The organism is Methylorubrum sp. GM97 (assembly GCF_024347855.1).
GTDB lineage: Bacteria > Pseudomonadota > Alphaproteobacteria > Rhizobiales > Beijerinckiaceae > Methylobacterium > Methylobacterium extorquens.
Genome location: NZ_AP025942.1, coordinates 2,043,161 through 2,062,963, shown reverse-complemented (window position 1 = coordinate 2,062,963; position 19,803 = coordinate 2,043,161). Strand labels below are relative to the sequence as shown.

20 protein-coding genes are annotated in these 19,803 nt (G+C 67.7%); 10 read left to right on the top strand and 10 right to left on the bottom strand.

Annotated elements, in window-relative coordinates; genetic code table 11:
- Positions 1-116: 116 nt before the first annotated feature.
- Both MSPGM_RS09670 and MSPGM_RS09665 read left to right on the top strand, forming a co-directional pair.
- Entirely contained in the window at positions 117-1,376 is a 1,260-nt protein-coding gene (locus tag MSPGM_RS09670) for a glycosyltransferase family 4 protein (RefSeq protein ID WP_003601792.1), read from the top strand.
- A gap of 131 nt (positions 1,377-1,507) precedes the next feature.
- Positions 1,508-3,064 (top strand): undecaprenyl-phosphate glucose phosphotransferase, encoded by a 1,557-nt coding sequence (locus tag MSPGM_RS09665; RefSeq protein ID WP_003601794.1) that lies wholly within the window; start codon positions 1,508-1,510, stop codon positions 3,062-3,064.
- A gap of 103 nt (positions 3,065-3,167) precedes the next feature.
- On the opposite strand, the gene MSPGM_RS09660 is transcribed toward MSPGM_RS09665, so the two are convergent.
- The 10 genes from MSPGM_RS09660 to MSPGM_RS09615 all read right to left on the bottom strand — a co-directional run bounded on the left by MSPGM_RS09660 (position 3,168) and on the right by MSPGM_RS09615 (position 13,031).
- On the bottom strand, positions 3,168-3,527 hold the full coding sequence (locus MSPGM_RS09660) for a hypothetical protein (protein ID WP_003601795.1): 360 nt from the start codon (positions 3,525-3,527) through the stop codon (positions 3,168-3,170).
- A 202-nt stretch (positions 3,528-3,729) separates the two neighbouring features.
- On the bottom strand, positions 3,730-4,131 hold the full coding sequence (locus MSPGM_RS09655; protein WP_003601797.1) for an EF-hand domain-containing protein: 402 nt from the start codon (positions 4,129-4,131) through the stop codon (positions 3,730-3,732).
- A 317-nt stretch (positions 4,132-4,448) separates the two neighbouring features.
- On the bottom strand, positions 4,449-6,968 hold the full coding sequence (locus MSPGM_RS09650; protein WP_003601798.1) for a TonB-dependent receptor: 2,520 nt from the start codon (positions 6,966-6,968) through the stop codon (positions 4,449-4,451).
- Positions 6,969-7,515: 547 nt separating this feature from the next.
- Entirely contained in the window at positions 7,516-8,145 is a 630-nt protein-coding gene (locus tag MSPGM_RS09645) for a hypothetical protein (RefSeq protein ID WP_003601801.1), read from the bottom strand.
- 10 nt (positions 8,146-8,155) lie between these two features.
- Positions 8,156-9,049 carry an ABC transporter permease gene (locus MSPGM_RS09640; protein ID WP_012752622.1) on the bottom strand — a complete coding sequence of 298 codons (894 nt, stop codon included), beginning with the start codon at positions 9,047-9,049 and terminating at the stop codon, positions 8,156-8,158.
- Complete coding sequence (locus tag MSPGM_RS09635) at positions 9,046-9,795, bottom strand: ABC transporter ATP-binding protein (RefSeq protein WP_003601804.1); 750 nt, start codon at positions 9,793-9,795, stop codon at positions 9,046-9,048. The genes MSPGM_RS09640 and MSPGM_RS09635 overlap by 4 nt, the downstream gene beginning before the upstream one ends.
- Positions 9,792-10,070 (bottom strand): hypothetical protein, encoded by a 279-nt coding sequence (locus MSPGM_RS09630; RefSeq protein ID WP_003601806.1) that lies wholly within the window; start codon positions 10,068-10,070, stop codon positions 9,792-9,794. The genes MSPGM_RS09635 and MSPGM_RS09630 overlap by 4 nt, the downstream gene beginning before the upstream one ends.
- A gap of 13 nt (positions 10,071-10,083) precedes the next feature.
- Entirely contained in the window at positions 10,084-10,518 is a 435-nt protein-coding gene (locus MSPGM_RS09625; RefSeq protein ID WP_003601808.1) for a hypothetical protein, read from the bottom strand.
- Between the two features lie 91 nt (positions 10,519-10,609).
- Positions 10,610-11,596, bottom strand: coding sequence for a YVTN family beta-propeller repeat protein (locus tag MSPGM_RS09620; RefSeq protein WP_003601810.1), 987 nt, complete (start codon positions 11,594-11,596; stop codon positions 10,610-10,612).
- A gap of 166 nt (positions 11,597-11,762) precedes the next feature.
- Positions 11,763-13,031, bottom strand: coding sequence for an ABC transporter substrate-binding protein (locus tag MSPGM_RS09615; protein ID WP_003601812.1), 1,269 nt, complete (start codon positions 13,029-13,031; stop codon positions 11,763-11,765).
- A gap of 231 nt (positions 13,032-13,262) precedes the next feature.
- On the opposite strand from MSPGM_RS09615, the gene MSPGM_RS09610 reads away from it, so the two are divergent.
- The 8 genes from MSPGM_RS09610 (at position 13,263) to MSPGM_RS09575 (ending at position 19,801) form a co-directional block, all read left to right on the top strand.
- The gene (locus MSPGM_RS09610; protein WP_003601813.1) at positions 13,263-13,796 is read left to right on the top strand and encodes a DUF3280 domain-containing protein; all 534 of its coding nucleotides are present in this window, start codon (positions 13,263-13,265) and stop codon (positions 13,794-13,796) included.
- A 45-nt stretch (positions 13,797-13,841) separates the two neighbouring features.
- Positions 13,842-14,552 (top strand): (5-formylfuran-3-yl)methyl phosphate synthase, encoded by a 711-nt coding sequence (locus MSPGM_RS09605; RefSeq protein ID WP_012752621.1) that lies wholly within the window; start codon positions 13,842-13,844, stop codon positions 14,550-14,552.
- 5 nt (positions 14,553-14,557) lie between these two features.
- A complete protein-coding gene (locus tag MSPGM_RS09600; RefSeq protein WP_003604777.1) occupies positions 14,558-15,172 on the top strand; it encodes a hypothetical protein in 615 nt (204 codons plus the stop codon).
- Complete coding sequence (locus tag MSPGM_RS09595; protein ID WP_003604775.1) at positions 15,169-16,743, top strand: DUF6513 domain-containing protein; 1,575 nt, start codon at positions 15,169-15,171, stop codon at positions 16,741-16,743. Before MSPGM_RS09600 ends, MSPGM_RS09595 begins: the two co-directional genes overlap by 4 nt.
- 57 nt (positions 16,744-16,800) lie before the next feature.
- On the top strand, positions 16,801-17,397 hold the full coding sequence (locus MSPGM_RS09590; RefSeq protein WP_003604773.1) for a DUF447 domain-containing protein: 597 nt from the start codon (positions 16,801-16,803) through the stop codon (positions 17,395-17,397).
- A gap of 41 nt (positions 17,398-17,438) precedes the next feature.
- A complete protein-coding gene (locus MSPGM_RS09585) occupies positions 17,439-17,972 on the top strand; it encodes an SRPBCC family protein (RefSeq protein WP_043707881.1) in 534 nt (177 codons plus the stop codon).
- A 66-nt stretch (positions 17,973-18,038) separates the two neighbouring features.
- A complete protein-coding gene (locus MSPGM_RS09580) occupies positions 18,039-18,569 on the top strand; it encodes an SRPBCC family protein (RefSeq protein ID WP_003604770.1) in 531 nt (176 codons plus the stop codon).
- 131 nt (positions 18,570-18,700) lie between these two features.
- Entirely contained in the window at positions 18,701-19,801 is a 1,101-nt protein-coding gene (locus tag MSPGM_RS09575; RefSeq protein WP_003604769.1) for a YncE family protein, read from the top strand.
- Positions 19,802-19,803: the final 2 nt, after the last annotated feature.

Below are 19,803 nucleotides of genomic sequence, written 5' to 3'. Positions count from 1 at the left end.
CAGAGGCCTCTGCCTACCGTTTGCGCTTGCCCTTTAACCGGGTGCTGACCGCGCCATGACGATCTTCCGCCGGTTCGGGCCCCGCATCGGGGCCGCCCGCGCGGAGACCGACTGCCGTGGCCTCTCCTTTCGCCGCTCCTCTGACCGCCGCCCTGACGCCACAGGGTCCGACGGGTCACGCGATCGCGGACCTGTCGTCCCGCGTCGGCACCGGTGAGCGGCACCGCATCCTCCATGTGTTCCGGGCCCCAGTGGGCGGCCTGTTTCGCCATGTCATCGATCTCACCCGCCTTCAGGCGGAGGCCGGGCACGCCGTTGGCCTTGTCTGCGACGCCTCGACCGGCGGCGAGCGGGCCGAACGGACTCTGGCGGATCTGACCCCCTACCTCGCTCTCGGCGTCACGCGCGTTCCGATGCGCCGGAACCCGCATGCGAGCGACCTTCACGTCTTGCGCACCGTGCGATCGCAAGCCCTCGCCGTCGGCGCCGATGTGTTGCACGGCCATGGCGCGAAAGGCGGCGTCTTTGCCCGCCTCGCCCCGCTCGGCAGGGCCGGGCGCGGCGTGATCCGCGCCTATACCCCGCACGGCGGCAGCTACAACTACCGTCCGGGCACGACCCTCCACCGGGTCTACATGGCCGCCGAGCAGGTGATGGCGCGGGCGACCGACCTGTTCCTGTTCGAGAGCGAGTACGTCGCTTCGCGTCATGCCGCCTTCGCCGGAGGCTCGCCGCGCCTCGAGCGCATCGTCCATAACGGCATCGCGGAAGCCGAGTTCGCCGCGGTGGAGACGGCGGATGACCCGTTCGATCTTGTCTATGTCGGTGAACTGCGCGAGGCCAAGGGATTGCCGGTGCTGTTGCGGGCGCTCGCGCGGCTGCGGGGACAGGGCCGCGAGCTCCGGCTCCTGATGGTCGGCTCCGGGCCCGATACTGAGAGCATCGCCGCGATGGCCGAGAATCTCGGTCTGCGCCATGCCATCGCGTTCGAGCCGCCCCAGGCGATCCGGCCGGTGCTCGGACGCGGCCGCGTCATGGTGGTGCCCTCTCTGGCGGAATCCCTGCCCTATGTCGTGCTGGAGGCTGCGGCGGCCGGCCAGCCCCTCGTGGCGACCAATGTCGGCGGCATTCCGGAAATCTTCGGGGCCTTCTCCTCCGATCTGGTCCCGCCTGGTGATTGCGAAGCTCTGAGCGCCGCGATCCTCCACATCCTCGATGAGGAGCCATCACGCCGGCAGGGCCGCGCACGGGCGCTCAGCAATTCGCTGCGCACCCGTTTCTCCATGAACCGCATGGCGACCGACGTGCTGTGCGGCTACGCGGCCGCTTTCAGCGCGAAACGCACGCGGACGGCGTCTGTCCCGGCGACGGCTTGAGCGCGGACGGCGGTACGTTCGATGTCCCCGTTTTCCACAGCCCGGTCCGTCCGCGCATTAGGCTTTCGTGAAGGTCGATGCGGCACACTCGACGACCGGGGAGGCTCGATGTTTTCACGTGGAACATTCCGATGAGCGCCATCGACGTTCGGGATCTGCTGAAGGTCGCGAGGGAGAACGGCGCACTCACATCCGTGCCGACGCCGCTCGTGCTCTACAGCGACGAGAATTCTGATTCCGCGCCGTCCGCGTCGAACCCTGCGCCAACCCCACCGAAAGGGGCTTGGCTGTCGCCGGTCGTGCTCGCCGGTTGCGTGCGGCTGGCTGAATTCTGCGGCTTAATCCTGCTTGGCTTGGCCCTGCATCAGGCCTTGCTGCGCGGTGTCGTGCCCCTCGCCCCGCGCTACCACGCCGCCATTCTGGCGGTGACCTTGGCGGCGCTCGGACTTTTCCAGGCTTCGGGCAGTTACCGGATCAGCGCATTCCGCGATCTGCCGAGAACGGCGGTGAAGCTCGCCACCGGCTGGTCCATCGCGTTCCTGATGGTGGCCGCGGCCATGGTGCTGGCCAAGGTCGCCGACCATTACTCCCGGATCTGGCTGCTCAGCTACTACATGGCCGGCCTCGGCATCCTGCTCGGCGGACGCGCGGCGCTTTCAGCCTTCGTGCGTATGCAAATGGCCAAGGGGCGCTTCGACCGTCGTACCGCGATCGTCGGCGGCGGACCGGCGGCCGTGGAACTGATCCATGCCCTGGAAGCGAGCGGCGACAACGGCATCCGCATCATCGGGATCTTCGATGACCGGGGCGATGACCGATCCAGCACGGACGTCGCCGGCTACCCCAAGCTCGGCAATGTCAGCGACCTCGTCACCTACGCCCGTCACGCGCCCGTCGATCTCGTGGTGTTCACCCTGCCGATCTCGGCCGAGACGCGCATCCTGCAGATGCTCGCCAAGCTCTCGGTTCTGCCGGTCGATATCCGCCTCTCGGCCCACGCGACCAAGCTGCGCCTGCGCCCGCGCGCCTATTCCTATCTCGGCGGCGTGCCGCTGCTCGACGTCTTCGACAAGCCGCTGGCCGATTGGGACGTCATCCTGAAGGGCGCGTTCGACCGCGTCGTCGGCCTGCTGCTGCTGCTAGCCCTTTCACCGGCGATGATCGCCGTGGCGCTCGCCGTGAAGCTCACCTCGCCGGGGCCGGTGCTGTTCCGGCAGAAGCGCTACGGCTTCAACAACGAGCTGATCGAGATCTTCAAGTTCCGCTCGATGTATGTCGATCTCTGCGACGCGGGCGCATCGCAGCTCGTTACCAAGACCGATGCCCGGGTGACGCCCGTGGGCCGCTTCATCCGCAAGACATCGCTGGATGAGCTGCCGCAGCTGTTCAACGTGATCCGCGGCGATCTCTCGCTGGTCGGGCCGCGCCCGCATGCGGTCCAGGCCAAGGCGGCGAACACCCTCTACGACCAGGTGGTGGACGGGTACTTCGCACGCCACAAGGTCAAACCCGGCATCACCGGCTGGGCGCAGATCAATGGCTGGCGCGGCGAGACCGACACCAGCGAGAAGCTCCAGCGCCGGGTTGAGCACGACCTGCACTACATCGAGAATTGGTCGATCCTGTTCGACCTCAAGATCCTGCTCACCACGCCGCTCGCGCTCTTTAAGACCGACAACGCGTATTGAGGATCCTTGAGACCCGAACGGGACGAGGCCCAGGACCGCCAGAGCGCAGTCCTGGGCCTCTTCATTTCCGAAGAGATAATTGAGATCGGGCCGTGGCGCCGGATTACGGCAGCGCGCCGGCCTTCTCCTTCACCTTGGTCATCGTGTCCTGGCAGGCGGTCTCCTGGCCGGCCTTCTCCTGTTCCTTCGCCTTGGCGAGCAGGGTACGCGCCTCTTCCACACCCGCCTTCGTCGGCTTGGTCGAGGGATCGGACGGGGCACCGGCCGGCGGCTTGTCGAGGGCCTTGGGCGAGTTCGAGGAGGTGACGCCGCCCGGCGGCTCCTTGCCGGTCACCTGCTCCGCACCGGCGCTGTTGAGCCGGCGCTCCACCGTGGAGATGTCGTCCTTGCAGCTGACGGCCAGGGCGGGGCCCGCGGTGACGAGGACGGCGAGGGCAACGGGCAAGGTCAGGGCAATGCGCATGGGGTTGGGGCTCCTCCAGATCAACTTGTGACGAGTCGGTCCCGTGACCGCTCGCTTCGGTCGGAACAGTCCTCGAAGGCCCCTCAGAGTTCCGCTCTGCGACGCTTCGCCCACGGCCCGGAGAAGGGCTGACGGACATGAAAAAGGGGTGCGGATCTCGCGATCCGCACCCCTTTTCGTCCCGCACGAAGCGTCGGGAAATTTAGCGGATCAGATTGACCAGGGCCGAACCGGCCGGGCTGGCCAATTCCCTAGCGTCGATGGTGCCGTCGTTGTCCGGGTTAGCGGCCTTGAACTGCGCCTCGACGGCGGCAAGGTATTCCTTCTTGTCGAGGGTGCCGTCGTTGTCCGGGTCGAGCTTCTTGAGGTCGGCCTCGCTGACGCGGCCCTTCAGCTCCTTAGCGTCGAGCGTGCCGTCCTTATCCGGATCGAGCTTGTCGAAGGCAGCGGAGCCGGCGGCCAGGGCCTCCTTCAGATCGATCGTGCCGTCCTTGTCCGGATCGAAGGCGGCGATATCGACCTTCGTGGTCGTCGTCGGGGCGGCGTAGGCCGGAGCGGCGACGAGCGCAGCGAGCAGAACGGCAGAGGAGAGGCGGAACGCCATCGGGGCAAACTCCTGATCGAAGAGGCCCGGCGAAACCGGGCAAACGGCAAAATCGCGGAGACGCTCGCGACCGCCATGCCTCAGGCAAACATGCCACCGGACGAGCGGCCGTTCGGCCTCGCTTAGATTGCGTAACTTGCCCGGGAGAAATTGGCAATAGGCAGGATGGAATTCGCAGGTCCCGCCCAGCCGAAAACCCTGGAGTCAGGGTCAAATATGGAAGCGGCGCGATCCAGGAGAACCGCGCCGCTTGCGTGAATCAAGAGATGTCCCGGACCGGATTCGGTCCAGGAGCATGCTCGGTTCTTAAGACCCGCTCAGCCCTTCCGGACCAGCGGGAACGGCTCCACCACGGGGGCGGCCGGCGGCGGCTCGAACAAGATGCGCAGGCCGCCGAAGGCCGCCACCGGCGCACCGGGCGCGAGGCTGCGGTTCGAGGTGGCGTTGGGCACCCGGACGATCGGCACCTCGTTCACCGGCGAGAAGGTGCCGAAGGTGGCGTAGTTGGCGTTGAAGGCGTTCTCGATGTAGCCGTAGAGTTCGATGTTCGACGCCACGCGGTAGCTCGTGTTGAGGCCGACCACCGCGAAATCGCCGGTGGTCTTGTTCTGGTTGGTCGGATCGCCGACGAGGAACTTGCCCGTGGCGAAGCGCGCGAGCGCGCCGACCCGCCATTCCGGCGTCACCTGATACTGCACGCCGACCTTGAGCTGGTGCGGCGCGACGCCGGGCAGGCGGTTGCCCGGACGCACGAGCACGACACCGCTCTCGTCGCCGCCCGCGCTGTTGAACGGGTTGCCGGGCGCGGCGAGTTCGACCGGCGACTCGAAGGTCGCATCGACGAAGGCGTAGTCGATGAAGGCGTTCCAGCGCGGCGCGTTGTAGAACAGGCTCGCCTCGACGCCCTGCCGCTTGGTCGAGCCGACGTTGCGGAAGAAGGCGCGGCCGATCGTGTCGGGGGCCGGCACGAACAGGATGTCGTCGTCGTTGCGGGTCGAGAAGAAGCCGGCCTTCCACGACAGGATACCGCCGAAATATTCGTCGGGCTGCGGGATGCGGCCGCGGACACCGGCCTCGACGGTGCGCGCCACGACCTGCTTCAGCGGCGGGTCGCCGACGAAGAAGTTGGTGAGCGAGCAGGGCGCCAGCGGATCGGCGCAGGAGAGTTCGGCCGGGGTCGGGGCGCGGTTGGCTTCCGTGTAGCCGCCGTAGGCGACGAGGTAGTCGGGGATGACCTTGTAGGTCGCGCCGACGCCGGGGTTGAAGCGCTGGTAGTAGTGGTCGCCGTTCAGCGCCGTGCCGATCTGGTCGCGCAGGACGATCTTGGCCATGTTGAACCGGCCCTGCAGCGTCAGGGTCAGCCGGTCGGTCAAATCGGTGTTGTTCGAGAAGTAGATGCCGCCGTAATCGTTCGAGGTGTGGACCGAGACGGGGGTGATGATGCCGTCGTCGCTGGAGACGACGATGCCGGGGGGCGAGAAGCCGCGATCGAGGGTCAGGCCGCCGATGGAGTTGTCGGCCCCGAAGCGGGTGCGGCCGCCGTCATACTGGCCGCCGAGCACGAAGCGGTTCGGCAGGCCGAACAGCGTCTCGCGGATCACGGTCTGGACCGTGGCGCCGAAATTGTCGGTGCTGGTACGGGTCTGGTTGAGGAAGGCGTAGGGTCCACCCTCGTCGAAGCGGTCGGCGAAAGTCGGGTTGATCCCGCCGAAGTTGAAGGTGCGCAGCCGGTCGGTCCGCACGGGGCTGCCGGTGCGGTCACGCAGGAAGAACTGGTTGTCGTCCGCGCCCTCGGAGCAGACGAAACGCTCATCGACCTCGCAATTCTCCACGTCGGCGGCGTCGCCGTTGGCGGTGCGCTGGCGGAACAGGCCGTAATAGGCGTTGCCCTGCACGGTGATGGTCGGCGTGACGTCGTAGGTGCCGGAGAGCTGGAAGCGCAGGAAGTCGTTCTTGGTCTGGTCGGGATAGGTGAAGACGTCGCTGCGGTCGGCCTTCAGCAGCTCGACCGGGGCGGTGCCGTTGCCGGTCAGGCTGTTGCTGGCGCCTATGACGTTGAAGTGGAATTCGCTCTTCTCACCCTGCACGCCGAGATCGGCGTAGATCTGGTTGAGCCGCGACGGCGAGTGCTTGCGCCAGCCGTCCTCGCCGAGCTTGGTGCCGGCGACGTAGAGGCCGATATTGTCGATGCGCTGGCCGTGCTGGAACGCCACCGCGCCGCGGCCGAACGAGCCGCCGAGCACGTTGATCTCGCTGCCCTGGTAGGTGAAGCCGTTCTTGAGCGTCACCGCCAGCGAGCCGCCAAGCGCGTTGAGGCCGAAGGCCGGGTTCGAGCCCTCCAGCTCGATCCGATCGACGGCGATGTCGGGGATCAGATCCCACTGCACCGTGTCGCCGAACGAGGTGTTGAAACGAGCACCGTTGAGATAGACGGCCACGCCCTGCGGCGAGCCGCCGAGCGGCGAGGCCTCGAAGCCGCGATAGGTGATCGTCGGCTGGAAGGGATTGCCCTGGGCGTTGTTGACGCTGATCGAGCCGACGCGCTCGTCGAGCGCCCGCACCGTGCTCGGGAAGCCGACGCGCGAGACGTCGCCCGAGGTCAGCACGCTCGTGTTCTGCGGCAGCTTGTTGCGGTCGATACCATCGAGGATCGTGACTTCGCGCAGACCCGACGGGGTCTGGGTGGCGACGACCCGGCGCGAGGCCGCAACCGGCGTGTTCGAGACGACGCTGATCTCTTCGAGCGTCACGGCCTGTCCACCGCCCGCGCCTTGCGCCATCACATGTCCCGGAAGCAGTGCAACCGATGCGATGAGGCTGCCTCGCAGCACCCGCATTGTCATTCCCCAGCCCTTATCATTCGTGCTTGCGGCCCGTTCGAGCGGAACCGTTGCCGGATGTTGCTGAAGGAGGGGGGCAACGACAATCGCTGCCAGGCTTCTACGGGACCAATTATGATGGGACGCTCAAGCTTCCGCCGGCGCGTGGTGTTCTGGCAACATATTTCTGCCGTTCCGTCAAAGACTTACGGACAAAAAGGCAGACTTTACCGGGATCATTCGGCAAGCTTCGATCGGCTTTAGCCGCTCGTTCCGACCAGGATTGCGCCGAGTCTCTTTCGCCAAAAAAACGGGTTGCCCCGCATCCCGCCGCTTCGGCGCGACCAAGATAGTCGATCACGGAGCGCAGTGCGAAGTCATGCCGCTCACGCCGAGGCCGCGTCGCGCCGGGCATCAGATGGCCGGCGGCCGTTCTCGAGGCAAATCGCTTCGACGGCTGCGGCCCGGCCCGAATCCCGGCACGAAATCGCGAACCGGCCGGCTCGATAGGCTCGTGCCGCGGCGTTCGGCGGAAACGGCTTCGTCGCTTCCGACCGAAAGCGGGTCAGAGATGCGCCTGGATGCGGCGGGCGATCTCGCCCAGGCGCTGCTCCAGAATCGTCGGCACCTCGCAGACGTAGGAGACCGACTGGTTGCGCTCGTCGAAGATGCGGCGATCCCAGTTGAACCGGCTTTCCAGGTCCGCGACCTCCTTGGAGGCGACCTTGGTGGAGTCGGATTCCGGGCTGTCCTTGAACTCGCTCACCTTGTCCGCCTCGTCGCGGATGCGTTCGGCGAGACGGCGCTGGCCCTGGGCGTAGCGGCTGATCCCGTTCATCACCGTGCTGCGCTCGCCGTTGATGATCTCGAACACCCCGGCGAAGACGCGGGTCAGGCGCTTGCCCTTCTCGGCCGGATCGGCCTTCTGCGCGAATTCATCGAGCAGGGTGTCGACCTCGCGCAATTCGGTGCGGCGAGAGGCGAGCTTGCGGGCAAGCTGGGCCGCCTCGCGGTCGCTGCCCCATTCACCGGCTTCAGCGAGGTCCGGCCCGGTCCAGAACGAGCCGTAGCCCAGCGTCGTCACCTTGCGCTGCGGGCAGGGCCAATCCGGATCGGCCTTGGGCTGCGCGAGCACGGGCCCCGCCGCGAGGATCAGGGCGAGGCAAAGCGGGGCACGAACGGAACGAGGGATCATGGGAGGTCTCTCAGGCGGCTTCGCCGGCCGGTCCGCCGCGCCGGGCCATGATGCCGCGGCCCGGATCGTAGGCGATTGCGGCAAGGGTGAAGAACAGGAGGCCGGTGCCGACCACAACGGCGCAGGCGACCGGCTCGAAGCGCCCGTAGAGAGCGAAACGCACCAATTCGACCGCGTGGGTGAACGGGTTGGCCTGGCAGATGAGATAGAGCCACTCGCTCGATGCCCGAACCTGCCAGAGCGGATATAGGGCAGAAGAGGCAAAGAACATCGGGAAGATCACGAAATTCATGACGCTTGCGAAGTTCTCAAGTTGCCGCACCAGCGAGGACAGGAACAGGCCGATCGCCCCAAGCATCAACCCCGAGGCCAGAAAGGCCGGCAGGGCGGCGAGGTAGCCGAGGGGCGGAATGCCGGTCTCCCAGAACCATGCGATCGCGAGGAACGCGTAGGCCTGGACGATGGAGACGCTGACGCCCGCGACCAGCTTGGCCAGCAGCAGCGACCAGCGCGGATAGGGCGAGGTGAGCAGCACCTTCATCGAGCCGACCTCGCGATCGTAGACCATCGAGAGCGAGGATTGCATGCCGTTGAAGAGCTGGATCATCACCGCGAGCCCCGGCACCACGTAGGCCTCGTAGAGCACGTAGGTCTCGTAGGGCGGCGTGATCGAGGTGCCGAGCGTGTTGCGGAAGCCCGCCGCGAAGATGAACAGCCAGACCAGCGGGCGCACCATCGCCGAGAAGAAGCGCTCCTTCTGGTGGAAGAAACGCAGCAGCTCGCGGCGGACGATCCCGCCGAGCGCGATGAGGTAGCCGACCGCATCGAGCCGGCCCGCATGGGGCACGGGCTTCGCGCCGTCCTCGGCACGGGCTGCGACGGCGGGATTCGAGGGAGACCTCATGCGGCGGACTTCACGGCTCTCTTGTCGGGTTCGGCGACGAGGCGGCGGAAGGCGGCTTCCAGCGTCTCGCCGGGCCCACCGATCTCCCCGGCGCGGCCACGGGCGACGATGCGACCCTTGTGCAGGACCACGGCGTCGTCCTCGGGCGAAATCTCCTCGAAGATGTGGGTCGCCCACAGCACCGAGAGCCCCTCCTCCCGCACCAGGGCGCGGACGATGGCGACGATGTCGGCGCGCGATTCGAGATCGAGCCCGACGGTCGGCTCGTCGAGCAGCAGCAGGCGCGGCGCGTGGATCAGCGAGCGGGCGATCTCGATGCGCCGCGACTGGCCCCCGGAAAGGGTGCGGATCTTGTCGTCGCGCCGCTCGGCGAGGCCGACGCGGGCGAGCAGGGTCTCGATGCGCGCACGCGCCGCCGCCCGGCCGATGCCGTGCAGGCTGGCGTGGTAATGCAGGTTTTGCGCGACGGTGAGGTCGGTATCCAGCGTCCGCGCCTGGAACACCACGCCGAGGCCGGCGAGCGCCCGCGACGGCTCACGGTCGAGGGGATGGCCGAGGATCGAGACCCGGCCCTCCTGATTGTTGTAGAGCCGGGTAATCACCGAGAACAACGTAGTCTTGCCCGCGCCGTTGGGCCCGAGCAGCGCCATGAAGTGCCCGCGCTCGACGGTGATCGACACGTCGGACAGCGCGGCGCGCTGGCCGAAGCGGTGGCTGACGCCGGCGACCTCAAGAGCCGCGCTCATTTCGGCAGCGCCCGCTTGGCGTCGTCGAGCGCTTCCAGGCACTCGTCGAACTCGCCCTCGCCTTGCTCACGCTCGGCGATCTTCAGCGCACGCTTGAGCTTCTGCGGGACGGCCTCGGGCGCCAGCTTCTCGACGCGCGCCTTCACCGCGGCGATGCCGTCGGCGCAGGCGGCCTTGTCGTCGGCGAGCGCCGGGGTCGCAAGCACCACGAGGGCAAGCAGGGCGCTGCCGCGAAAACCTCTCGGTACGGCAAGGGAGGTGCGTGTGCGCATCATGAGATATCCCCCCTCACTTCACCGTAATCGTGCCGGCCATGCCCTTTTCCTCAAGCCCTTGCGCGTACCACTTGTAGGCACCCGGCTTGATGGCGACGAACTCGATGGCGATCTCGCCGGGATCGTCGAACTCGAGATGGTCGGGCGGGCCGCCGCCATGGATCTCTTTGTGCTCGATCACGATCTGATTAAACCAGATGTAGCGGAAGAATTCGGGCGCGTAGAATTTGTACTCCTGCCGCCCCTTGGCGACGATGCGCAGGCGGTAGGCCTTGCCGGCTTCCAGCTCGATATCCTTGTTCTCGACCACGAAGTCGTTGCCCTCCTCGTTGCCGAGCACGAGGTCAGGCAGGTTCTGCCGCTTCTTGGTGAGGTCAAGGGCACCGGCCGGGGCGGCGGCCAGCATCAGGGCCGCGGCGGCGAGGCCGAGGCGCGTCGTCCATCTCATCTTGCTTCCTCCGGTTTTTTGTTCTTGCATCGCCTTCTCGGACAAGCCGGCAACCACCTTTCGGGACGATGCCTTAGCCGGCGAACTGAACTTACTTCTTCGAGATCGCCACGCCCCAGGGCAGCAACCCGACCGGGATGCTTTTCACCACCTTCAGCCCCTCGACGTCGATGACCGAAACGTCGTTGGAGGTGCCGTTGGTCGTGTAGAGCTGCTTCTCGTCGGGCGTGAAGGCGAGCTGCCAGACGCGCTGGCCGACGGGCAGGTATTTCTGCACCTCGTAGGTCTTGGCATCGACCACCGCGACGCGGTTGGCCGGCCCGAGCGCGACGAAGGCGCGGGTGCCGTCCTTGGTCAGGCGCACGCCGACGGGCTGGATCTGCTCATCGGTGACGCTCGGAATCTTGAAGGTGATCTTCTTGATGACCTTGCGGGTGGCCACGTCGATCACCGAGACCGTGCCGCCGACCTCCGCTGAGACCCAGAGGAACTTGCCGTCCGCCGAGAACTCGGCGAAGCGCGGCCGGGCATCGACCAGCACGTTGTCGATCACCTCGAAGGTCTTGGTGTCGATGAAGTGGGCCATGTTGGTGGTTTCGGAGGTGTTCACGAGGATCTTGCCGTCCGGCGACAGGCCCATCCCCTCTGGCTCGACGCCCACCGGCACCTCGGCCAAAACCTTGTTCTTCTCGATGTCGAGGATGGTGACTTGGCTGTCGTCCTCGTTGGCGACGTAGAGCGGGTTGCCGCTCTGATCGAGGATGAACTGTTCCGGGTCGGGCCCCGAGCGCAGGGAGCGGACCACCTTGCCGGTCGCGGTGTCGAGCACGTCGATGCGGTCGTCGTCGCTGGCGCAGACGAACAGCTCCTTGTCGTCCTTGGAGAGCGTCACGCCGCGCGGGCGCCGCCCGACCTTCCAGGTCCCGGTCACCGCCAGGGTCTCGGTGTCGATGACCGAGACGGTGTTGGCCTTCTCGTTGGTGACGTAGGCGGTAAAGGCTTGTGCGCTCCCTGCGCTCCCGAGCGACACGCCCGCGAGCAGCGCGCATCCCAGTCCTGCCCTCAAGCGAGCGACCATCGGCGTCCTCCCTGTCGTTTCCGGCGCGTCGTCTCGCGCGCCTGCGTCCACATCGGCTGGAGCGACATGGCCCCCGCGGCCCCGTCGCTCAAACAAGAAACAGATGATCGGCTGAACCTCACCGGGCGGTGGATTGCCGCATCGCCCGGATCGCTTCCGCAAGCGGTCACGGCAGCTTGCACGCGGTCTCCGGCATGTCGGCCCCCAGCGTATCGAGCGGCGTGCGCTGGTGGATGAAGCCCTGTTCGGGCGCCACCGAGACCATCGCCTTGGGCTGCACCACGATGATCGGCTGGCGCAGCTGGTGGTCCCAGGGCCGGTAGGTCAGGGACACGCCCTTATAGGCGGGCAGCGAGAATTCGGGTTTCACGAGATGGGCCGCGAGCGTGGCCGGATCGGTGCTGCGCGTCTGCGTCGCCGCCTCGCCGACCGTGCGCACCGCTGCCCAGACCTGATAATCGAGCGGCCGCATCAGGCGGCTCGCGAGCCGCCGGAAACGGTTCTGCGCCTGGGCCGCGCCCCAGGTCTCCAGGGTCGGGTGCCAGGTGGTCGCGATCAGTCCCTGCGTGCCGGCCACGGGGCGCGGATCGACGGTGCGGAACGGGACATAATCGCCCCAGTCCCCCTCCTCGTCGGCGACGACCGCCAGGTCGTAGTCGAGCCCGCGGGTGAACACCATCGCCTCGGCCCGGGTCGGCGTGTCGCCGCGGGCCTTTGCCAGGGGCCCGAAGGTCCAGGGCTTCTCCGCGGTGATCTTGAGGCCGAACTTGCGGGCGGAGTTCCGCATCGCATCCGCGTAGGCCTTGTCGCGCTCGGTCGGGCCGGTGATCAGAAAGATCTTCCGCCAGCGCATTAGCGTCAGGTACTGCGCCAGCGCATCCGTCTGCATGGCGCGGCTCGGCAGCACGTGGAACAGGTTGGCGCGGCAATCGGCCCCGCGCAGGCGGTCGTCCGGCGCGCCGGCATTGAGGATGACGGCGCCCGTCTCCTTCAGCGCATCGGCCACCGCCAGCACCTCGGCGGCGGGCAGGGCCAGCACGAAGAACCGCACGCCCTTGTCCGCCAGCGCCTTGGCCGCCTCGACCGGATCGCGCTCGCCGTCGAGGGCGACCTCGTCGAGGGCGAAGGTCTGCTTGGTGAAGCGGCCGGTGGTGTTGTTGTCCTTCACCGCCATGCGCGCGCCGGCCACGCCGAGATCCTCGGGGTCGGCCTCGGCATCGTAGGACGAGGGCGCCGGCACCGGACGGTAGAGGACGGCGATGTGGGTCTCGGAGCCGGGGACCGGCGCGGGCGTCTCGTTCGCAGGGGAACCCGGCGGCGGCTCGCCGGTGGCCGCCTTCGGCTCCTGGGCGCGGGCATGGATGGAAGCGGCCAGGAATGCGGCCGGGCCGGTCGCGAGACCGGCGGCGAGGAGGAGCGGAACGGACAAACGCATTGCCCGTCACGCTAGCAACATCTTGCCACCGGCCTCAACGAGAGAAGCATAAGATTTTCATAAGATAGTGTGGTCGGGCGACCGTGGGGCCAGCTTTGTCACGCGCCGCATCGCCGTTGCCGGACTTGCCGATACGCTCCGGGTCGGTCGCGCCGACGCTTGCCAAATCCTCCGGGAAACCGAGTTAAAGCCCGTCCGCGCGGCCCCGCGCCCGTCCGAGGCTCTCACCCCATGCGACTTCGCGCCCTCGTGCCCGCCCTCTTGCCCGCCCTCACCCTCCTGTCCACGCTGAACGGTGCGGCCTCGGCGGAGGATGCGGCACGCAAGGCTGCGATCTTCCCGGCGGAGGTGAACGATCCGACGCTGGCCTATGGCCGCAAGCCGCTGCCGGCCGACCAGAAGCGCCTCGACCTCGTCACCGACGTGCTGCGCAAGCAACTCGCCGAGAAGGGCGGCCTCGAGAGCGTCGATCTCAGCCCCCAGGCGGAAGAAATCCGCAAGGAGAGCCCACTCTACAAGTGCAACGACTGCGTCGCTCCGATCGCCAAGGCGCTGGGCGCGGAACTCGCCGTGACCGCCTTCGCCGACAAGGGCGCCAACCAGTTGTTCAGCCTCGTCGTCACCATCGCCGAAGCCGAGACCGGCAAGGTCGTGCGCCGGGGCCAGGTCGTGATAAGAGCCAACACCGACGACGACTGGTCCCACGCCACGCGCTGGATCGTGAAGAACCGCCTCCTGGCCGAGCCGCTGCCCGGCCGTTCCTGAAGTGGGGCTTGTGCGGGCGCGCAAGGCTGAGCAAGAACGTTTCCCGTGTCCGACATCGTATCGATTTCTTCCGCGCGTCCCCGCCTGCTCGTCAGCGTCCGCGGGCCTGACGAGGCGCTGACCGCGCTCCGGGCCGGGGCGGACCTGATCGACGCCAAGGATCCCGAGCGCGGGGCGCTCGGCGCGCTGCCGCCCGAGACCGTGCGCGCCATCGTCGCGGGCGTCGGCGGGCGAGCCGTCACCAGCGCGGTGGCCGGCGACGGCACCGGGCGCGAAATCGCCGCGGCCATCGCGACCATCGCCGCGACCGGCGTCGATTTCATCAAGATCGCTGTTGGCGGCGCCGACGATGCCGCTCTGGCCGAGGCCGCCGCGCAGGCGCCGGGCCGGGTCATCGGCGTGCTCTTCGCCGAGGATGACGTGGCCGAGGATGGGCCGGCGCGCCTCGCCGCAGCCGGCTTTGTCGGGGCGATGATCGATACCCGCGGCAAGAGCGGCACCACGCTTACCAGCCTCATGGCCGCGCCGCAGCTGGCCGCCTTCGTCGCCGGGTGCCGCACGCACGGCCTGATGAGCGGCCTTGCCGGCTCGCTCGGGCTCGGCGACATCCCGGTGCTCGCGCGTCTCGACCCCGATTATCTCGGCTTCCGCGGCGGCCTGTGCCGCGCCAGCGACCGGCGGCAGGCGCTCGATGGGGCCCGGGTCGCGCAGGCGGTCGAAGCGATGCGGGCCGGCCCGCGAGCCGACGCGGCGTGAGGCGTATGACAAGCGCTAGCCCAGCCGCTCCCCGTGTCACGGGGACAATCGATGGCGCTGTCGTCAAGATCGGCGGCAGCCTCGTCGCGGATCGCGCGCGGCTTTGCGCCATCCTCGCCGAATGCGTGGAGGAACCGCCGGTCGCGATCGTGCCCGGCGGCGGACTCTTCGCCGACGCCGTGCGCGCGACCCAAGCTGCGCTCGGCCTCGACGACGCCCTCGCCCACCGTCTCGCCCTCGACGCCATGGGCCGCATGGCCGAGGTGTTCTGCGCGCTCGAACCACGGCTCACCATCGCCCGGAGCCTCGAGGCCGTTGCCGACGCCCTCGCTCAGGGCCGCGCCGTGATCTGGGATCCAATCGCGCTCAAAGCAGGTCATGCCGATATCGAAGAGAGCTGGGACGTCACCTCCGACAGCCTCGCCCTATGGCTCGCAGGCATGCTTGGCGTCGATCGCTGCATCCTTGTGAAGTCGGCAAAACTTACCTCGCAGACCGATCCCGCCGCCCTCGCACGAGCCGGCCTCGTCGATGCCGCGTTCCCGCGTTTCGCCGCCGCCTTCGGCGGCGCGATCGTGATCCGCGGCACCGAGGATATCAGCCAGAGGCACGCCGCATGAGCGCGCCCGAACATCTCGTCTTCATCACCGGCAAGCTGGCCCATGCCCGCCTCGAAAAGGTCGCGGCCACCCTGCCGGCCGAGCGGTTCACTTGGAGCATCGCCGATGCCGGGGTGAAGGTCGCCGCGCTGATGACCGAGGAAATCATCAAGCGCCGTGTGCAGATGCCCGAGGGCGCGACCCGAATCGTCCTGCCCGGCCGCTGCCGCGCCAACCCGGAGGCGCTGGCCCAGCACTTCGGCCTCCCGGTGGAGCGGGGGCCGGATGAGATCGTTGATTTGCCGGCTTATCTTGGTCTGACCGGGCGCAAGGTCGATCTCTCGCGCCACGACCTGCGCATCTTCTCCGAGATCGTCGATGCCTCGAAGATGACGCCGGACCAGATCCTGGCCAAGGGTCTCGACCTCGCCCGCCGCGGGGCCGACGTGATCGACCTCGGCGGGCTGCCCGACACGGCGTTCCCGCATCTGGAGGACAGCGTTCGGGCGCTGAAAGGGGCCGGGCTGAAGGTCAGTGTCGATTCCTTCTCCCTCGACGAGTTGACCCGCGGGGCGCGGGCCGGCGCCGACTTCCTGCTGAGCCTCAACGAGGAAACGCTGGATCTCGCCTTCGAGACCGACGCGGTGCCGATCCTGGTGCCGATGCGGCCCGACGACCTGCCCTCCCTCGACCGCGCCATCGAGCGGATGGAGCGGGCGGGCCGGCCCTACATGGCCGATCCGATCCTGGAGCCGATCCATTTCGGCTTCGTCGACTCGATCGTCCGCTACCGCGAGATCCGCGCACGCTGGCCGAACATCGAGATGATGATGGGCACCGGCAACCTCACCGAACTCACCGAGGCCGACAGCCTCGGCGTCACCGCGCTCCTCGTCGGCATGTGCTCGGAACTCGCCATTCGCAACGTGCTGATCGTGCAGGTCTCGAACCACACCCGCCGCACGGTGGAGGAGCACGACGCTGCCCGCCGGGTGATGTACGCGGCACGAGAGGACGCCGCCCTGCCTAAGGGCTATGGCCGCGAGTTGCTGGCGCTGCACGACAAGCGCCCCTTCGTGCAGACCTCCGATGAAATTGCCGCTCTGGCCGCGGAAGTGCGCGATCCCAATTACCGCATCGCCGTCGCCGAGGACGGCATCCACGTCTACAACCGCGACCGTCACACCACCGGCACCGACGCGATGGCCTTCTTCCCCGAACTGAGCGTGGAGAGCGACGGCGCGCACGCCTTCTATCTCGGCGGAGAACTGACGAAGGCCGAGACCGCGTTCCGCCTCGGCAAGCGCTACGTGCAGGACGAACCCCTCGATTGGGGTTGCGCCGCCGACCGCACCCAGGAAGACACCACCGCCTTCAAGGCGGCCGGGCCGACGAAATCGGCGCATACCAAGCATAGCGGCCCCGGGGCGCCCGCCGCCGAGCGCGCGACCCGGACCGATCCGGAGCGCGACGCCGCACCGCCGCGGACCGAGACCGGAACCGGCACGGCATCGGAACGCGACCCGCTCAGCGAGCCGAAGGGCGGCCGCATCGTCTGCGGCCGGCTGGTGCCCGACGAGGACCGGAATTAGTCATTTCTGCATCGGCTTTTTCCGAAAGCCGGTGGCCACCTTTCGGACCGATGCTCGATGCCGCTGATCCTTGAGACCGTCGTCACCACCCTGTCGGCGGCCGGCGCACTGCATCTCGTGCCGTTCGGCCTGATCCGCGAGGACGAGGATTTCGTGCTCGCCCCGTTCCGCCCCTCGCCCACGATCGACAACCTCGCCGAGCGCCCCTACTTCACGGCCTCGGCCCCGAGCGACGTGCGGGTGATCGCGGGCGTCGTCACCGGGCGGCGCGATTGGCCGGTGGTGGATTGCGATCACATTCCCGGCAAGCGCCTCGCCGAATGCTTCGGCCATGCCGAGTTCGAGGTGGCGGCGATCGAGGACGATCCGCAGCGCCCGCGCTACCGCGGGCGGATGGTGCACGCGGTGAGCCACGTGCCGTTCATCGGCTACAACCGGGCGCAGGCCGCGGTGATCGAGGCGGCGATCCTGTCCACGCGGCTCCACATGCTGGAGCCGGAAAAGGTCCTGACGGAGATGGCCTATCATGCCATAGCCATGTCCAAGACCGCCGGCCCCGTCGAGCGCGAGGCCTGGGACTGGATCGAGGACAAGGTCGCGGGGGCCCTGGGACGCACCGGCCGCGTCCTCGCCGGGACGAGCCGCCCCCTGTGAGGCGCCGACAGACTGAACCGATGCTCAAGGAGATACCCGGTTTGAAGCGGATCGCATGGCTCGCCGCGGCGACGCTCGTCGTCACCACAGTCGGGACGCAAGCCCAGCACGCGCCGACACGACGCAAGATCGTCGAGAGCGTCACGATCGACGCCTCACCCGACAAGGTCTGGGCGGTTGTCGGCAACCCGGCCGATGCGGGCTGGATCGAGAACGTGGCGCGCGGCGAACGGCAGGGCAGCGCGGACAAGCCGGTCTTCCGGCTGACGCTGAAGAACGGCCACGTCATCGTCGAGGAGAGCCGCAAGCTCGATCCCGAGCGCAAGAGCTTCGGCTATTACATCCTCGAGAACGAGGTTACCGACCTGCCCGCCAAGGATTACTCGGCCACGATCTCGGTGCAGCCCGAGGGCGCACAGGCGCGGGTCGAGTGGCGGGCCGCGTTCTACCGCGGCCATCCGAACAACGACCCGCCGCCCGAACTCAACGACGAGAATTCGGAGAAGCGCGTGCGGGCCTGGATTCATGCCAGCCTTGAGAACCTCAAGGCCCGGCTTGAGAAGAGCGGCTCCTGACACAAGTCGCTCGAATGAGGGATGAGGCTGCCATGCTCGGCGGCCTCAACGGGAGGAGAAAAACGTATGAAGTTCAGGACGCTCGCCGCCGTGGCGGCGCTCGCCACGGTGACTTTCGCCGCGCAGGCCCATGGCCCGACCCGGCAGAAGGTTTCGGAGTCGATCGAGATCAACGCCCCCGCCGACAAGGTCTGGGCGATCGTCGGCAACTTCCAGGACGGAAGCTGGATTCCGGTGGTCGAGAAGACCGAGGGCAAGGGTGGCAACGAGGTCAAGGCGACCCGCACGCTGACCCTGAAGGGCGGCGCCACGGTCGAGGAAGAGCTCGCCAAATACGACGCCGAGAAGAAGCTCCTCATGTACCGGATCACCAAGGTCGACGTGAAGACCCTGCCGGTGAACGATTATTCCTCGACGATCGAGCTCGAGGGTGACGGCGCCAAGACCAAGATGACGTGGCGCGGCGCGTTCTACCGCGGCTACATGAACAACGATCCGCCGCCCGAGCTGAACGACGAGGCCTCCAAGAAGGCCGTGCTCGGCCTCTACAAGGCGGGCTTGGAGAACGTGAAGGCCAAGGCCGAGAAGGGCTCGTAAGGGTTTGATACGGTCCCCGCTTGATGAAAGCGGGGACCGTATCAGCAAGCACGCGCGGCGCCTGAGCGAAGCCCAAATCCGCCATCCCGAAGGGATCAAACGGATTTGGTATGACAACATACGGAGCCGGCATGCGCTGCTCACTTCGGCTCACAGGCCGGCTCCTCCCTCTCCCCTTCGCGGGAGAGGGTGGCCCCCGAAGGGGGTCGGGTGAGGGGCTGGCTCCGCATTGTCCGGAAGCGTCGCTCCCCTTTCCCGCCTCGCATCCGCGAGGCACCCTCCCCCGCAGAGGGGGGAGGGCCTTTATAGCCCTTGCCTACCTTCTGACATCCGGCGCCCCCGCCCTGGCGCAGGAAGCCCTGGTCACGGCGCAGCTCGGCAACGCTGTCGAGATCATCGACCTCGCGTCCAAGACGATCCTGCAATCGATCCCCGTACCGGGGGCGCCGGCGGGCATCGCCGTCTCGCCCGATCGGAAGACGGCCTACGTCACCCGCCCCGAGGGCCACGGCGTCTCGGTGATCGATCTCGATGCGCGCCGGGTGAGCGCGAGCCTCGATCTGCCCGGCGGCCCGCTCGGCATCGGCGTCAACCCGAAATCCGGCGAGGTCTACGTCGCCGACTGGTACGGTGCGCGCGTCTTCGTGCTGCGCCCGAATGCGGGGGGCCTGACGCTGGAGGGCGAGATCGCCACCGGGAAATCTCCCTCCGGCATCGCGGTGACGCCGGACGGCGCCACGCTGCTGGTAGCCAACCGCGAATCCGACTCGGTCTCGATCATCGACGTGGGAAGCCGCCGGGAGACACGGCAAGTGTCTGTGGGCCAGCACCCGTTCGGCCTGACCCTCTCGGCGGACGGCCGCTACGCCTACACCGCCAACGTGGTCTCGAACGACGTCTCGGCCATCGACGTCGCCGCCGGTCGCGAGACCGGCCGCGTCACCACCGGCCAGCGGCCCTACGTCATCGCGTTCGCCGCCGGCAAAGGCTTCGTGACCGACCAGTATTCCAACACCGTGACGGTGTTCGACCCGGCCAGCTTGAAGAAAGTGGCCGCGATCGATGTCGGCGACCACCCCGAGGGCATCGCCGCCACCCGCGACGGGAAGACGATCGTCGTCGCCAACTGGGGCGACAACGCCTTGAGCCTGATCGACCCGTCGAGCCTCACGGTCACCGGCACGATCGCGACCGGCGACGGGCCGCGCGCCTTCGGGGATTTCCTAAGGTAAAG

Coding starts and splice junctions, on each gene's coding strand:
- MSPGM_RS09665 (WP_003601794.1), top strand. CDS start 1,508: ATGAGCGCCATCGACGTTCGGGATCTGCTGAAGGTCGCGAGGGAGAAC.
- MSPGM_RS09660 (WP_003601795.1), bottom strand. CDS start 3,527: ATGCGCATTGCCCTGACCTTGCCCGTTGCCCTCGCCGTCCTCGTCACC.
- MSPGM_RS09655 (WP_003601797.1), bottom strand. CDS start 4,131: ATGGCGTTCCGCCTCTCCTCTGCCGTTCTGCTCGCTGCGCTCGTCGCC.
- MSPGM_RS09650 (WP_003601798.1), bottom strand. CDS start 6,968: ATGCGGGTGCTGCGAGGCAGCCTCATCGCATCGGTTGCACTGCTTCCG.
- MSPGM_RS09645 (WP_003601801.1), bottom strand. CDS start 8,145: ATGATCCCTCGTTCCGTTCGTGCCCCGCTTTGCCTCGCCCTGATCCTC.
- MSPGM_RS09640 (WP_012752622.1), bottom strand. CDS start 9,049: ATGAGGTCTCCCTCGAATCCCGCCGTCGCAGCCCGTGCCGAGGACGGC.
- MSPGM_RS09635 (WP_003601804.1), bottom strand. CDS start 9,795: ATGAGCGCGGCTCTTGAGGTCGCCGGCGTCAGCCACCGCTTCGGCCAG.
- MSPGM_RS09630 (WP_003601806.1), bottom strand. CDS start 10,070: ATGATGCGCACACGCACCTCCCTTGCCGTACCGAGAGGTTTTCGCGGC.
- MSPGM_RS09625 (WP_003601808.1), bottom strand. CDS start 10,518: ATGAGATGGACGACGCGCCTCGGCCTCGCCGCCGCGGCCCTGATGCTG.
- MSPGM_RS09620 (WP_003601810.1), bottom strand. CDS start 11,596: ATGGTCGCTCGCTTGAGGGCAGGACTGGGATGCGCGCTGCTCGCGGGC.
- MSPGM_RS09615 (WP_003601812.1), bottom strand. CDS start 13,031: ATGCGTTTGTCCGTTCCGCTCCTCCTCGCCGCCGGTCTCGCGACCGGC.
- MSPGM_RS09610 (WP_003601813.1), top strand. CDS start 13,263: ATGCGACTTCGCGCCCTCGTGCCCGCCCTCTTGCCCGCCCTCACCCTC.
- MSPGM_RS09600 (WP_003604777.1), top strand. CDS start 14,558: ATGACAAGCGCTAGCCCAGCCGCTCCCCGTGTCACGGGGACAATCGAT.
- MSPGM_RS09595 (WP_003604775.1), top strand. CDS start 15,169: ATGAGCGCGCCCGAACATCTCGTCTTCATCACCGGCAAGCTGGCCCAT.
- MSPGM_RS09590 (WP_003604773.1), top strand. CDS start 16,801: ATGCCGCTGATCCTTGAGACCGTCGTCACCACCCTGTCGGCGGCCGGC.
- MSPGM_RS09580 (WP_003604770.1), top strand. CDS start 18,039: ATGAAGTTCAGGACGCTCGCCGCCGTGGCGGCGCTCGCCACGGTGACT.
- MSPGM_RS09575 (WP_003604769.1), top strand. CDS start 18,701: ATGCGCTGCTCACTTCGGCTCACAGGCCGGCTCCTCCCTCTCCCCTTC.